Genomic DNA, 13,984 nt, shown 5'->3' with positions numbered 1-13,984 from the left:
CAATCCGAGCGTTTCGGGACTAGAAACGAGGGCCGGTGCCGTGAGGCGCCGGCCCTTCTGCTATGATATCGTGGCAGGTAGGCCGGCCAAGCGTTTACGACTGCTTAGGAATTCGGCCTTGGTTCAGCCGGATTTTCTGCCTAGAAACCCGCATGGTAGCCGCCTCACTTGGGTTACCAGGCGTTAGCGTTAATGTATTCTCATCGAACTGGCGCTAGGCTCAGTCGTATATCGGGTTGCAACGGGTCGTTCGGGGCGTGTCGGGAAAACTGTTGGGGATATGGCGGGCTCTACCGCGGCTGTTTTTTGCCGCGACGATGGCGTTGACCGTCGTTCTGCCGCCGAGCGTCGTGCCGGTGAGCGCTGCCAATGGCGGCGGCGACCGGACGCTGTACCTGCACCACACCCATACCGGCCAGACCGGCAGCTTCACCTTCAAGCGCAACGGCCAGTATGACCAGAAGGTCTTGCGCGAGCTCAACATTTTCCTCGCCGACTGGCGCACCAAAGAACCCACGAAGATGGACCCAGCCCTCTTCGACCTGCTTTGGGAAGTGTACCAGGAAGTCGGCGGCCGCCAGCCCTACAACATCGTTTCGTCCTACCGTTCGCCCAAGACCAACAAGATGCTGGCGTCCAGGTCGTCAGGCGTTGCCGACAACAGCCAGCACATGCGCGGCAAGGCGATGGACGTGTTCATCCCCGGGGTGAACCTCTCCAAGCTCCGTGAAACCGCAATGAAGCACCAGGTCGGCGGCGTCGGCTTCTACCCCACCTCGGGCAGCCCATTCGTCCACATGGATACCGGCAATGTCCGTGCCTGGCCGCGCATGACCCGCGCCCAGCTGAAAAAGGTCTTCCCCGACGGTAAGACCCTGCATCTGCCCACCGACGGCAAGCCGCTCTCCAACGAGGGCCGTGCCTACGCTCAGGCCCAGTGGTCCAAGTGCCGCACCGTCCCGTGCGATGGCGACGCCATCTTCGAGAGCGCCCCGGCGATCATGCTGGCCGACAATGCCGGCGAGGCCGCGCCGATCCCGGCGCTCCGTCCGCGCACCCTTGGCGGCGACGCCACCATCATGCTGGCGTCTGCCGAAGAGCCGGCGCAGCGCGTCGTGCCGACCTTCGATGTGGTGGCGCCAGTGCCGGTGTTCCGCCGCTCCGAAGACGGCATTAGCGTTGCCGCCCTGCCGCCCGGCATCGACACCAAGGCCTTCGAAGCCGTCGGCGCGCCGATCCCGGCAACCAAATCCGCTCGCATCCAGCTCGCCACCCGCGCGCCGCTCGGCGACGAGGGCGGCCAGACCGCTGTCGCGGCGCTCGCCGCGATCGACCAGCCGCTGCCCAAGCCGCGCGTCCTGATGTCGCCCAAGGCCGACGAGATGGTCACCGCCTATGTCGCGACCAGCCCCGATCCGGGCGCCGAGCAGGCGCTGAAGATGATCATCGAGCGCGAGAACGCCGTGGTGCCGGAACTGCCGACCCGCGATCAGCTGCTGGGTTCGGGCAATGTCCAGACCGCCTCGCTCGGCGGCCCCGAGACCTTCTCGACGCTGAAGGGCATGTTCGACATGACCTTCAACTCGCTGACCGGCAATGCGGCTTCTGAGCCGATGCAGCAGGCCCTTGCCGACCTGGCGCTGAGCCGTCAGCCGAACCAGTCGATCGAGCTCAGGCCCATGGATCTGGTGGCGCCCGAGATCGACCACGTCAACGACACCCTGGTGCAGCCGGTTCCGATGACCACCGCGTTCTGGGCCGAGATGACCGAAGCCGAGGGTTACCTCGAAAAGGGCACCGAACTCGGCCCGCTCACCGGCCGCGTCGCCTTCCTTCCCGACAACGCCGCAATTCCCGCCTATGACCGTTTCGTGACGGATGGTTTGCAGCTCGTCGCAGAACGCTAAAAGGCCGCGCCCGCTGGGCGTTGCAATGCCGAACCCAAGCCTCTAAGTCTCTCAATGAGAGACCGGCCCGTTCCGGCGAAGGATCGGTATTTTGGACACGTCGCAGACCCCGCTGCTCGATCGCGTATCGGCGCCAGCCGACCTGAAATCCTTGTCACGCGATGAGCTGCGCCAAGTCGCCGACGAGCTCCGCGCCGAAGTGATCGATGCCGTGTCGGTGACCGGCGGGCACCTCGGCGCCGGGCTCGGTGTGGTCGAGCTGACCGTCGCCATCCACGCCACCTTCGATACCCCCAACGACCGCCTGATCTGGGATGTCGGCCACCAGGCCTATCCGCACAAGGTGCTGACCGGCCGCCGCGACCGCATCCGCACGCTGCGCCAGAAAGACGGGCTCAGTGGCTTCACTCGCCGCGCTGAGAGCCAATACGATCCGTTCGGCGCCGGCCATTCCTCCACCTCGATTTCCGCCGGCCTCGGCATGGCCGTAGCCTCCGAGCTGAAGGGCGAGAAGCGCAACGTCATCGCGGTGATCGGCGATGGCGCCATGTCGGCCGGCATGGCCTATGAGGCGATGAACAATGCCGGCGCCATGGACGCCCGGCTGATCGTCATCCTCAACGATAACGACATGTCGATCGCCCCGCCGACCGGGGCGATGCGCTCCTACCTGGCGAAGCTGGTTTCCGGCCCGTTCTACCGCGGCTTCCGCGACACCGCCAAATCGATCACCGAGAAGATGCCCAAGCTCATCCACGAGACGGCACGCAAGACCGAAGAGTTTGCCCGTTCGTTCTTTACCGGCGGCACGCTGTTCGAGGAGCTCGGCTTCTTCTATGTCGGCCCGATCGACGGCCATAACCTCAACGACCTGCTCGACGTGCTGCAGAACGTGCGCGACGCCGAATCCGGCCCGATCCTCATCCACGTGGTGACCAAGAAGGGCAAGGGGTACGGGCCGGCCGAGAACTCCGCCGACAAGTATCACGGCGTCAACAAGTTCAACGTCATCACCGGCGCGCAGAGCAAGCCGCAGTCGAACGCCCCGTCCTATACCTCGGTGTTCGCGCAGAGCCTGATCGAGGAGGCCAAGGCCGACGACCGCGTCGTCGCCGTGACCGCCGCCATGCCCAACGGCACCGGCCTCGACAAGTTCGCCGAGCTGTTCCCCAGCCGCATCTTCGATGTCGGCATTGCCGAGCAGCACGCCGTGACCTTCGCCGCCGGCATGGCGACCGAGGGGCTGAAGCCGTTCTGCGCCATCTACTCAACCTTCCTGCAGCGCGCCTATGACCAGGTGATCCATGACGTCGCAGTGCAGGGCCTGCCGGTTCGCTTCGCCATCGATCGCGCCGGCTATGTCGGCGCCGACGGCCCGACCCATGCCGGCAACTATGACGCCGCCTATCTCGGCGCCATCCCCGGCATGGTGGTGATGGCCGCCGGTGACGAAGCCGAACTCCGCCACATGGTGGCGACCGCCGCCGCCTATGACGAGGGCCCGATCGCCTTCCGCTACCCGCGGGGCGATGGGCTGGGCGTCGACCTGCCGCCGCGCGGCACGGTGCTCGAGATCGGCAAGGGCCGGATCCTGCGCGAAGGCAAGTCGGTGGCGCTGGTCAATTTCGGCACCCGGCTCGGCGAAGTGATCGCCGCCGGCGAAAAGCTCATGGCCTATGGGCTGAACCCGACCATTGCCGACATGCGCTTCCTGAAGCCCCTCGACGAGACCCTGCTCGCCCGGCTGGCTAAGGAGCACGAGGTGCTGATCACCATCGAGGAAGGCGGCATTGGCGGCTTCGGCAGCCACGTCGCGACCTTCCTCGCCAGCCACGGCCTGCTCGACGGCAAACTGAAATTCCGCCCGCTGATGATCCCCGACGTCTTCACCGAACAGGCCGGGGTCAACGATATGTACGCCGCGGCCGGGCTCGACCGCGCCGGCATCGTCGCGACGACGCTCACCACGCTGGGCATCGATACGGCCGCCGTGCCGCGGACGACGAAGGCCTGACATCCGCGCTGCTGCCGGCAGTCGGCGACCCTCCCCCGCAGGCGGGAGAGGGTACGCCGACTGCAAGGGCCGGCTCACCTCATCAAGCGTCCAGTCTGCCTCCACCGCCCGGTGATAAGCTGCGTTGCGGACCAACCCTGCCCCCAAGAATCAGCTAACCACATCCCATGCAGGTCGCGATCGACATGGGTGTGGCGCAGGGTGGCGCCGAGGCTAAGCTCGATCTCGAGGAACTGTTGGCCACGCGCCTCCTGGTGCAGGGCAATTCCGGCTCCGGCAAATCCCACCTGTTGCGTCGCCTGCTCGAGCAGAGCGCCCCCTGGGTGCAGCAATGCATCGTCGACCCCGAGGGCGACTTCGTCACCCTCGCCGACAAATACGGGCACCTGGTGGTCGATGCCTCGCGTTCGGAGAGCGAACTCACCACCATCGCTGCCCGCGTCCGCCAGCACCGCGTCTCGGTGGTGCTGAGCCTCGAAGGGCTGGATGTCGAGCAGCAGATGCGCTGCGCCGCCGCCTTCCTCGGCGGCCTGTTCGATGCCGATCGCGACTACTGGTACCCGATGCTGGTGGTGGTCGATGAAGCACAGCTCTTCGCCCCCGCCATTGCCGGCGAAGTCTCCGACGAAGCGCGGAAGCTATCGCTCGGCGCCATGACCAACCTGATGTGCCGTGGCCGCAAGCGCGGCCTTGCCGGGGTGATCGCCACGCAGCGGCTGGCAAAGCTCGCCAAGAACGTCGCCGCCGAAGCCTCGAACTTCCTGATGGGCCGCACCTTCCTCGATATCGACATGGCCCGCGCCGCCGACCTGCTCGGCATGGAGCGCCGGCAGGCCGAAATGTTCCGCGATCTGAACCGCGGCCATTTCATTGCCCTCGGGCCTGCCATGTCGCGCCGCCCGCTGCCCATGGTGATCGGTGCGGTGGAAACCTCGGCGCGCTCGTCGAGCCCCAAGCTGATGCCGATGCCGGATGCGTCGATCGACGCCCGGGACCTGATCTTCGCACCGGTTCCGGAAGCCGTGCGCCCGGTGCGCCGACCGCCACCGCCGCCACCGCCCTCGACCAACGATCTCCTCGCCCAGCTGGTGCGCACCCAGGTGCCGCAGCAGCCGCGTGCCGACGAGCCCCCGGTCGACATCGCCGAGCGCGATCGGGCCATCGACGACGTGGTCCGCGAACTGCTCGAGGATCGCGACGCGGCCTATCGCTCGGTCGCCGTGCTCTATCAGGATTTCCTTGTCCGCTGCCGCATCCGGCGCGTCCCCGGCGAAGCGCTGGCGCTGCCGGCCTTCCGCAGGAAGCTTGCCGTGGTTCGGGCCGGCGTTGCCGAGGAAACGGCGCAGTCCGAGACCTGGCAGACCGCGCTGTCGCTCTCCACCCAGCTCGCCGACGATGTGCAGGGCGTGTTCCTGGTACTGGCGCGGGCTGCGCTAGAGGGGCTGCCCTGCCCTTCCGATGCCGCGCTGGCCCGTGCCTACGGCACTCATTCCACCGGCCGCGCCCGACGCCTCCTCGCCTATTTCGAGGAACGCGGGCTGCTGGTCGTGCGCATGGACCTGCGCAACCAGCGCATCGTCGCCTTCCCCGATCTCGGCACCGAAACCGCCCCGGGCAGCCCCGATGCGCCCGACTACGACGATCGGGCCGCCGCCGAGTAGTGCTTCACTGGTGTGTTGAACGGCAGTTGCGGTGCGGGCTGCCCCCCACCCCTGTCCCCTCCCCCTAAGAAAGGGGAGGGAGACGCCAACCTCGATGCTGGTGTTTTGGTCTCCCTCCCCATGTTTAGGGGGAGGGGACAGGGGTGGGGGTCAGCCCGCACCGGCGTTAGTAGGCCTTTTTCTCCGCCCAGGCGGAACCGCGTGATTCAAATCTCACCGGCTTTCGCCTATTTAGTCTATCATTCCCATAGGGATTATTGAGTGAACCGCCGATCGGGCTACGATCTGGGCACCTTCCGGGCAGGCACCGGAACGCCAGTTTCGCACCCGAAAGGATCGCATCGTGACATCAATCAAGCGCCGCACGCTCGGAGCGCTCGCCGCTCTGCTGCTCGCCGGCACCATCGTCGGCCCCAGCTTTGGCCAGGATACCCCGGTTCAGGGCGGCACCCTGATCTACCTCGAGCAGCAGGCCCACACGAACCTCTATCCCCCGGCGGGCGGCTTCTACCCGAACGGCGGCGTGCTCAACCAGATCACCGACAAGCTGACCTACCAGAACCCGCAGACGCTCGAGATCGAGCCCTGGCTGGCCGAGTCGTGGCAGGTCAACGACACCGCCACCGAGTACACTTTCAAGCTCCGCCCCGGCATCACCTTCTCGGACGGCACGCCGCTCGACGCCAAGACCGTGGCGCTGAACTACGACACTTTCGGGCTCGGCAATAAGGACCTGAAATACCCGGTCTCGGAAGTCATCAACAACTACGACCACGCCGAGGTCATCGACGACCTGACCATCAAGTTCCACTTCAACAAGCCCTCGCCGGGCTTCCTGCAGGGCACCGCGGTGATCGGCTCGGGCATCGTTGCCGCCTCGACGCTGGCCCTGCCCTATGACGAACTCGGCGACGCCACCAAGATCATCGGCACCGGCCCCTTCGTGGTCGAGAGCGAGACGCTCGGCAAGGAGCTCAACCTCAAGGCGCGCGAGGACTACAACTGGGGCCCGGTCAAGTTCACCCACCAGGGCCGCGCCTATCTCGACGGCATCAAGTACATCATCACCCCCGAGGACAGCGTACGCATCGGCGCACTGCTCGCCGGCCAGGCCGACGCGATCCGCCAGATCCAGGCCTATGACGAGCCGCAGGTGATCGACGCCGGTTTCCCGATCTACGCGCCGGGCACCCGCGGCCTCAACAACGCCATCAGCTTCCGTCCGGACAATCCGCTGGTCGCCGACCTGAAGGTGCGCCAGGCCCTGCTCTACGCCACCAACCGCAAGGAGATCGTCGACACCCTGTTCTCGGCGAACTATCCGCTCGCGACGTCGGTGCTCTCCTCGCAAGCCGCCGGCTATGTCGATCTCTCCGACAAGCTCGTCTACGACCAGGACAAGGCCAAAGCGCTGTTCGCCGAGGCCGGCTGGACCCCGGGCGCCGATGGCATCCTCGAAAAGGATGGCCAGAAGCTCGACCTGACGGTCTATGTTTCGCTGCCCCAGCCGCAGAACGAAGGCGTGCTGCAGCTGCTCGCCCAGCAGTGGGCCCAGGTCGGCGTCAAGCTCAACGTGCTCGCCGGTGACGCCGGCAGCCGTACCCTCGACCTGCTCGATCCGCTGAAGACCCCGGTGAACGTCACCATGGTCGGCCGCGCCGATCCGGACGTGATCAAGTCGGCCTACTACCCGAAAAACCGCGACTGGCTGCTGCAGAAGGGCGGTTCGTCCGACAAGACCAACTTCGTCGACGACAAGCTGAACGCGCTGCTCGAAGGCCTTGCCGCCGAGACCGATCGCGAGAAGCGCCTGGCCATCGCCGGCGACATCCAGCGTCACGTGCTCGATGAGGCCTACACCATCCCGTTCTTCGAGGAGCCGCAGGCTTTCGCCACCGCGCCCTACGTGAACGGGCTGGAGTTCGAGGCGGTTGGCCGCCCGAGCTTCTACAACACCTGGGTCGCTGCCCACTGACCTGATCCCGGCCCGGGCGCTGAGCCCGGGCCTCTCCCTCTTTCTGGAGCGCCGCCATGTCGCGCTACATCATCGGCCGGATCGGACAGGCCCTGCTCGTCCTGTGGATCGCCTTCACCGCCTCGTTCCTCTTACTGCAGGCGCTGCCCGGTGATGCGATCCTGATCAAGTTCCAGAACCCTGAACTGGGCCTCGGCCCGGAACAGATCGCCGCGCTCCGCGACGCCTATGGCGTCGATAGCCCGCTCTGGCAGCAATACCTGCAGGCTTTGGGCAATTTCCTCACCGGCAATTTCGGCTACTCCGTCGTCGGCAGCGTGCCCGTGGCGCATGAACTCCTGACCAATCTGCCGGCAACCGCCCGGCTCGCCAGCCTCGGCTTCACCCTCGCAGTGATCATCGCACTCGGCCTCGCCTTCCTTGCGACGCTCGCGCCCTTTGCCTGGCTGCGCACCGCTATCCAGTCGATCCCGTCGCTGTTCGTGTCGCTGCCGGTGTTCTGGCTCGGCATCATGCTGATCCAGATCTTCTCGTTCCGGCTCAAATGGATCTCGGTGATCAACCCGGGCGAGTTCGAAGGGCTGATCCTGCCGGTAATTACCCTCGCCATCCCGATCTCGGCGCCACTGGCGCAGATCCTCATCCGCAATATCGACGAGGTCTCGACCCAGCCCTTCGTCGCCGTGGCTCGCGCCAAAGGCGCCTCGCCCAGCTGGGTGCTGTGGCGCCACGTGGTGAAAAACGCGCTGCTCCCTACCCTCACCATTGCCGGCATCCTGTTCGGCGAGCTGCTGGCCGGCGCGGTGATCACCGAGACGGTGTTCGGCCTCAACGGCATTGGCGGGCTGACCGAGCGCTCGGTGCGCTTCCAGGACACCTCGGTGATCCAGGCGATCGTGGTGTTCTCCGCCCTCTGCTTCGTCGCGGTGAACCTCATCGTCGACCTGCTCTACCCCGTTTTCGATCCCCGCCTCCGCCGCCTGAAGGGTGCCCCAGCATGACCAGCATCGGATCCACCGACATCCTCGTCAGTAAGCCGCGCAACGCCGCGGGTAACCCGCTGCTGCAGCGCTTGCGCGGCGTCTCGCCCAGCCTGGTGCTGGCCTGGGGCATCATTGCCCTGGTGGTGCTGTTCGCCGTCGCGCCCTCGCTGTTCACCAGCTTCAACCCGGTGCAGGGCGTACCGGCGGAAAAACTCAAGGCGCCGAGCCTCATCCACATCCTCGGCACCGACGCGCTGGGCCGCGATCTCTTCGCCCGCATCGTCTATGGCGCGGTGCACTCGCTGACCGGCGCCTTCGTCGCGGTGCTGGTTGGCCTCGTCGTCGGCACCACGCTCGGGCTGTTCGCCGGCGCCGTCGGCGGCTTGGTCGAAGAGGCAGTGATGCGCGTCGTCGACGTGCTGCTGTCGATTCCCGGCCTGCTGCTGATGCTCTCGATCATTATCCTGCTCGGTTTCGGCACGGTGAATGCCGCCATCGCCGTGGGCATCACCTCGGTCGCCGGCTTCGCCCGCCTGTCGCGCTCCGAAGTGGTGCGGGTGCGGCGCTCGGAATATGTCGAGGCGGCGTTCGGCAGCGGCGGCACCTTTCTTTCGGTGCTGTGGCGACATGTGCTGCCCAACTCGCTGACCTCGGTGCTGGCCCTCGCCGCATTGCAGTTCGGCGGCGCCATCCTCGCCATCTCGACACTCGGCTTCCTCGGCTATGGCGCGCCACCGCCGACGCCGGAATGGGGCCTCCTGATCGCCGAGGGACGCAACTACATCTCGACCGCCTGGTGGCTGACCACCGCTCCAGGCCTCGTCGTGGTGCTGGTGGTGCTGTCGGCCAATCGCATCAGCCAGGCGCTGGGGAAGGTCGGACGATGAGCACTCCCCTCCTCTCGGTCGAGAACCTCTCGGTCGCCTACAAGGAAGCCGAACGCTATGCCCGCGTCACCCACGACGTGAGCTTCAGCGTCGAGCCGGGCGAAGTCGTGGCGCTGGTCGGCGAGTCCGGCTCGGGCAAGACCACTACCGCCCAGGCGGTGATCGGGCTGTTGCCCGAGAATGGCCGCATCGAGCATGGCGCCATCCGGCTCAACGGCGAGGATATCGCCCACTGGACCGGCAAGCGCTTCGACGCCATCCGCGGCCGCCAGATCAGCCTGATCCCGCAGGATCCCACCAGTTCGCTGAACCCGGTGAAAACCATCGGCGCGCAGGTCGGCGAAATCCTCCGCATCCATGGCGAGCGCGACGGCAAGGCGATCGCCGCGCGGGTGATTGAACTCCTGGCCCGCGTCGGCTTGTCCGACCCCGAGCTCCGGGCCCGGCAATATCCGCACGAACTCTCGGGCGGCATGAAGCAGCGCGTGCTGATCGCCATTGCCATTGCGCTGAAGCCGCAACTGATCATTGCCGACGAGCCGACCAGCGCGCTCGACGTCACCGTGCAGCGCCGCATCCTCGATTTGATCGACGAGTTGCGCCGCGATACCGGCACCGCCGTGCTGCTGGTCACCCACGATCTCGGGGTCGCCGCCGACCGGGCCGACCGCATCGTCGTGCTGCAGGGCGGCCGCATCCAGGAAACCGGCGCGGCGCGCCAGCTGCTGGCGGCGCCGCAAAGCGCCTATGCCCGGCAACTGCTCGCCGATGCGCCCTCGCTGTCGGCTGGTACCAGAGCCGCGAGATCTCCTTACCCAGCGGCTGTCATCCCTGCCAGTGAGGATGCAATCCTGGTCGAAAACCTCGTCCACGACTTCCAGATTGATGGCAGGAAGAATTTCCGCGCCGTCGACGACATCTCGTTCGCGGTGCGCCGTGGCACCACCCACGCCATTGTCGGCGAGTCCGGCTCCGGCAAGACCACTACGGTACGCGACGTCGTCGGTTTCGGTCGCCCGACCTCGGGCCGGATCAGCATTGCCGGCACCGATATCGCCTCACTGAAGGGCGATGCGCTGCGCCAGTTCCGCCAGAAGATCCAGCTGGTCTACCAGAACCCCTTCTCGTCGCTCGATCCGCGCCAGACGGTGTTTTCGATCGTCGAGGAACCCTTGCGCAATTTCGGCCGCCTCGATGCCGCGGCGCGCGCCGACAAGGTCAACGCGCTGCTGGAACGGGTCGGGCTGCCCGAAGCTTTGCGCCAGCGCCGGCCACGAGCTCTCTCCGGCGGACAGCGGCAGCGTGTCGCCATCGCCCGGGCCCTGGTGCTCGACCCCGAGGTGGTGGTGCTCGACGAGGCGGTGTCGGCCCTCGACGTGACGGTGCAGGCGCAGATCCTGAAGCTGCTCGACGAGCTGCAGCGCGAGCGCGGCCTTACCTACCTCTTCGTCTCGCACGACCTCGCCGTGGTGCGGCAGATCTCCGACACCGTGTCGGTACTGCAGAACGGCAGGCAGGTGGAAACCGGGCCAGTCGCCGAGGTCTTCCGCAACCCGCAAAGCCCCTACACGCGCGAACTGATCGACGCCATTCCCGGCCAACGGAGCCACGCCAATGTCTGACCCAACACTGCCTAAGCGCCTCGGCTTCTTCACCCGGCTGCTCGACGACACCAGCGCCGGCGAGCGCTATCACAATGCCGCGACACAGATCGTCCACGCCGAAGCCAATGGCTTCGACAGCGCCTGGGTGGCGCAGCACCATTTCCACCGCGATGAGGGCGGGCTGCCCTCCCCACTGGTGTTCCTCTCCTATGTGGCGTCGCGCACCACCCGCATCCGGCTCGGCACCGGCATCATCACCCTGCCGCTCGAAAACGCCATCCGCGCCGCCGAGGATGCGGCGGTGCTCGACCTGTTGTCGGGAGGCCGGCTGGAGCTCGGCACCGGCTCGGGCGGCACCCCGGATTCGTTCACCGCCTTTGGTTACGACGTGAAGGACAAGGCCGCCATCTATGAGCGGCACCTCGCGACTTTCCGCACCGCGCTCTCCGGCTCGCCGATCGTCGGCGACGTCAAGCTCTACCCGGCGGCGCCGCACCTGCTCGAGCGCTTCTGGCAGGCCACCTTCTCGGTGGCTGGCGGCATTCGGGCCGGCAAGGCCGGCGACGGGCTGATGCTGTCGCGCACCCAGCCGCGTCCGGCCGACAATCCCAAGGCGAGCCTGCCCGACCTGCAGCACCCGATCATCGATGGCTATTTCGCGCACCTGCCGCGCGAGATCGCGCCGCGTATCGTCGCCTCGCGTACCCTGTTCGTCGCCGACAACCGCGAGGAAGCCCGCCGCTTCGCCGCGGTTGGCTTGAAGAAGGCTGCTATCGGCCTCGCCAAGGGCGGCCACCGCTTCGAAAGCGACGATCTCGATGATCTGATCGCTGCCACCGACACGCATGTCGGCACCGTCGACGACGTGCTGGAGAGCCTCCATCGCGACACCACGCTGCCGCGCGTCACCGACATCGTCTTCCAGGTGCATTCGGTCGATCCGCCGCACGAGCTGGTGCTCCGCTCGATCGAACTGATCGCCGAGAAAGTCGCCCCTTCCCTCGGCTGGTCCAAGGCCGACAAGCCGCATTCGCCACGCCTGAGCGTGGTGCGCTGACCAAACCAAAGACCAAGCTCTCGAAAGGAACATCCCCATGAGCGACAAGAGCAAGGACGTCATCGACCAGTTGGTGGGCGTGCTCCCCGGCAGCGCACTGGATGCGGTGCGCAATGGGCGCCCGACTGCCCGCGACAATGCGCAGAAGAGTTTTGAGGCGCTGTTCGCGCCCGCTGATGCCGGCACGGTGCTGCTCGAAGAGCGGTTTGCCATCGCCTACTTCGTCGCCGCGCTGCACAAGGACGAAGCGATCGCCGCGTTCTACAAGGAGCAGCTGGGTCACCACGACCGCAATGGCCTGATCGGCGCCATCAGTGCTGAGATCCGTCGTGGCGAGACGGTCGGCCCCTATGGCCACTACCCCGCCGGTCCGCTCAGCGCCGAAGACAAGCCGGGCCTCGAGTATCAGCCCGACCCGGCAAACCGCGAGGTGCTCGGGCGCCTCGGCGCGGCGCTGGCCCACGCCCACTTCCTGGTTTTCCGGCCGCGCGACGCCAGCCCCGACAAGCTGCAGAAGCTCCTCAACGCCGGCTGGTCGACCACCGACATCGTGACCCTGAGCCAGCTGGTGGCGTTCCTCGCCTTCCAGATCCGCGTGGTGATCGGGCTCAGGGCCCTCGCCGCTTCGCAGCAGGCCGCGAGCGTCGCCTACGCCACCACCCCGATCAGCCCCGTCGCTGCAGCCTGAGGCCCGAAATGACCGATAAAGCCATCACCTACGACCTCGCCGACCGCCCGGTGGTCTTCACCCAGGAGCAGATCGGCTGGGCCCCGTGGCTGCAGCCGCTCGACGAGTCCGAACTCACCGACCGGCACTGGGAAGGGCTGACCGAGGCGTCGCGCGCCAAATCGCCCTATTTCATGCTGCTGGCCCGTGATCCCGATATCCTCGGCGCACGTACCCGCACCGACAAGGATATCTTCTACAACCCCGACGCCGGCCTGCCCCGCGCCGAGCGCGAGCTCTCTGCCGCGGCGACCTCGCGCTCCAATGGCTGCATCTTCTGCGCCTCGGTGCATGCCCGCTTCGCCTCGACCTATTCGAAGCGCGGCGAGGATGTGCAGCGGCTGCTCGACGGTGGCGTAGACGTCGATCTCGGCGATCGCTGGAATACCTTGGTCGCCGCCTCCGTCGCCCTGACCGAGACGCCCTCGGCCTTTGGCGGCGAACAGATCGCCGACCTCAAAGAGGCTGGGCTCGACGACCTCGCCATCGCCGACCTGATCCAGAGCGCCGCGTTCTTCAACTGGGCCAACCGGCTGATGCTATCGCTGGGCGAACCGACCCCGGCGGCTGGGTAGGCCTCAACGGCGGCGCGGGCTGCCCCCACCCCTGTCCCCTCCCCCTAAAGAAGGGGAGGGAGACGCATGCTGAGACGCTGGTGTTTTGGTCTCCCTCCCCCTTCTCAGGGGACGGGACAGGGGTGGGGTCGGCCAACCACCGGTTGTGGGCTACTCGCCTTCGGCTGGGGCGCCCTGCTCTGCCGGCTCGTCGCCTGCCGGCGCGGCCGCCGGTTGCGGAGCGCTCGCCTGATCCTCCTCACCAAGCCGGCGCTCGATCGCGTCTTTGGCCCCTTTGGCGAATTCCTCGCTCGAATACGGACCCCACTCGACCTGTTGTCCGTCGAGATAGGCGTAGAAATACCATCGGCCGTCGCGCTTCTCCGGCCCAAACGTGCGCTGCGTCATAACTGCTCCTGAAAGCCCCGCAGCAAAACTTGCCGGCCGGCTTCTCGTTCCATCGCCACTGCAGGCTTTTCAGGTGCAGTTGCGGACTTTTCCGGTTGGAAAGCGAGACGAATCAAGGGCCTGGGGGCGTCTCAGCCCCGCCTGCTGCCGTCCGGCCAAACACCTACGCAGTTATACCTGCAGTGCTCCAGACGGCTGATTCACCCA

Annotated in this window: 11 protein-coding genes; 10 read left to right on the top strand and 1 reads right to left on the bottom strand. The window is 66.6% G+C overall.

Annotated features, from left to right (window positions below):
• Nucleotides 1-323: 323 nt before the first annotated feature.
• From ASC89_RS16060 to ASC89_RS16015, 10 genes are all read left to right on the top strand, one after another.
• On the top strand, nucleotides 324-1,907 hold the full coding sequence (locus tag ASC89_RS16060) for a DUF882 domain-containing protein (protein WP_244488480.1): 1,584 nt from the start codon (nucleotides 324-326) through the stop codon (nucleotides 1,905-1,907).
• A 91-nt stretch (nucleotides 1,908-1,998) separates the two neighbouring features.
• The gene (dxs, locus tag ASC89_RS16055; protein ID WP_055999545.1) at nucleotides 1,999-3,921 is read left to right on the top strand and encodes a 1-deoxy-D-xylulose-5-phosphate synthase; all 1,923 of its coding nucleotides are present in this window, start codon (nucleotides 1,999-2,001) and stop codon (nucleotides 3,919-3,921) included.
• 167 nt (nucleotides 3,922-4,088) lie between these two features.
• The gene (locus tag ASC89_RS16050) at nucleotides 4,089-5,582 is read left to right on the top strand and encodes an ATP-binding protein (protein ID WP_055883024.1); all 1,494 of its coding nucleotides are present in this window, start codon (nucleotides 4,089-4,091) and stop codon (nucleotides 5,580-5,582) included.
• 385 nt (nucleotides 5,583-5,967) lie between these two features.
• Complete coding sequence (locus tag ASC89_RS16045) at nucleotides 5,968-7,557, top strand: TIGR04028 family ABC transporter substrate-binding protein (RefSeq protein WP_056000021.1); 1,590 nt, start codon at nucleotides 5,968-5,970, stop codon at nucleotides 7,555-7,557.
• Nucleotides 7,558-7,613: 56 nt separating this feature from the next.
• On the top strand, nucleotides 7,614-8,558 hold the full coding sequence (locus tag ASC89_RS16040; protein ID WP_055999542.1) for an ABC transporter permease: 945 nt from the start codon (nucleotides 7,614-7,616) through the stop codon (nucleotides 8,556-8,558).
• Nucleotides 8,555-9,427: an ABC transporter permease gene (locus tag ASC89_RS16035; protein ID WP_055999539.1), complete on the top strand. Its 873-nt coding sequence runs from the start codon at nucleotides 8,555-8,557 to the stop codon at nucleotides 9,425-9,427. Before ASC89_RS16040 ends, ASC89_RS16035 begins: the two co-directional genes overlap by 4 nt.
• Entirely contained in the window at nucleotides 9,424-11,049 is a 1,626-nt protein-coding gene (locus ASC89_RS16030) for an ABC transporter ATP-binding protein (RefSeq protein ID WP_055999536.1), read from the top strand. Before ASC89_RS16035 ends, ASC89_RS16030 begins: the two co-directional genes overlap by 4 nt.
• Complete coding sequence (locus ASC89_RS16025) at nucleotides 11,042-12,088, top strand: putative FMN-dependent luciferase-like monooxygenase (RefSeq protein ID WP_055999533.1); 1,047 nt, start codon at nucleotides 11,042-11,044, stop codon at nucleotides 12,086-12,088. The genes ASC89_RS16030 and ASC89_RS16025 overlap by 8 nt, the downstream gene beginning before the upstream one ends.
• A 37-nt stretch (nucleotides 12,089-12,125) precedes the next feature.
• Complete coding sequence (locus ASC89_RS16020; RefSeq protein ID WP_055999530.1) at nucleotides 12,126-12,776, top strand: CMD domain protein; 651 nt, start codon at nucleotides 12,126-12,128, stop codon at nucleotides 12,774-12,776.
• 8 nt (nucleotides 12,777-12,784) lie between these two features.
• A complete protein-coding gene (locus ASC89_RS16015) occupies nucleotides 12,785-13,390 on the top strand; it encodes an alkylhydroperoxidase domain protein (protein ID WP_055999527.1) in 606 nt (201 codons plus the stop codon).
• A 150-nt stretch (nucleotides 13,391-13,540) separates the two neighbouring features.
• On the opposite strand, the gene ASC89_RS16010 is transcribed toward ASC89_RS16015, so the two are convergent.
• Nucleotides 13,541-13,777: a hypothetical protein gene (locus ASC89_RS16010; protein ID WP_055999524.1), complete on the bottom strand. Its 237-nt coding sequence runs from the start codon at nucleotides 13,775-13,777 to the stop codon at nucleotides 13,541-13,543.
• Nucleotides 13,778-13,984 lie beyond the last annotated feature (207 nt).

This window comes from Devosia sp. Root413D1 (genome assembly GCF_001425235.1).
In the GTDB taxonomy this organism is placed as follows: Bacteria; Pseudomonadota; Alphaproteobacteria; order Rhizobiales; family Devosiaceae; genus Devosia_A.
Note: the sequence above shows the minus strand (reverse complement) of the source record. Positions and strands in the feature narration are given on the sequence as shown.

Bases quoted from the DNA above. Each gene is read 5' to 3' on its own strand.
- ASC89_RS16015 (WP_055999527.1), top strand. From the start codon at position 12,785: ATGACCGATAAAGCCATCACCTACGACCTCGCCGACCGCCCGGTGGTC.
- ASC89_RS16050 (WP_055883024.1), top strand. From the start codon at position 4,089: ATGCAGGTCGCGATCGACATGGGTGTGGCGCAGGGTGGCGCCGAGGCT.
- ASC89_RS16030 (WP_055999536.1), top strand. From the start codon at position 9,424: ATGAGCACTCCCCTCCTCTCGGTCGAGAACCTCTCGGTCGCCTACAAG.
- ASC89_RS16040 (WP_055999542.1), top strand. From the start codon at position 7,614: ATGTCGCGCTACATCATCGGCCGGATCGGACAGGCCCTGCTCGTCCTG.
- ASC89_RS16025 (WP_055999533.1), top strand. From the start codon at position 11,042: ATGTCTGACCCAACACTGCCTAAGCGCCTCGGCTTCTTCACCCGGCTG.
- ASC89_RS16010 (WP_055999524.1), bottom strand. From the start codon at position 13,777: ATGACGCAGCGCACGTTTGGGCCGGAGAAGCGCGACGGCCGATGGTAT.
- ASC89_RS16020 (WP_055999530.1), top strand. From the start codon at position 12,126: ATGAGCGACAAGAGCAAGGACGTCATCGACCAGTTGGTGGGCGTGCTC.
- ASC89_RS16035 (WP_055999539.1), top strand. From the start codon at position 8,555: ATGACCAGCATCGGATCCACCGACATCCTCGTCAGTAAGCCGCGCAAC.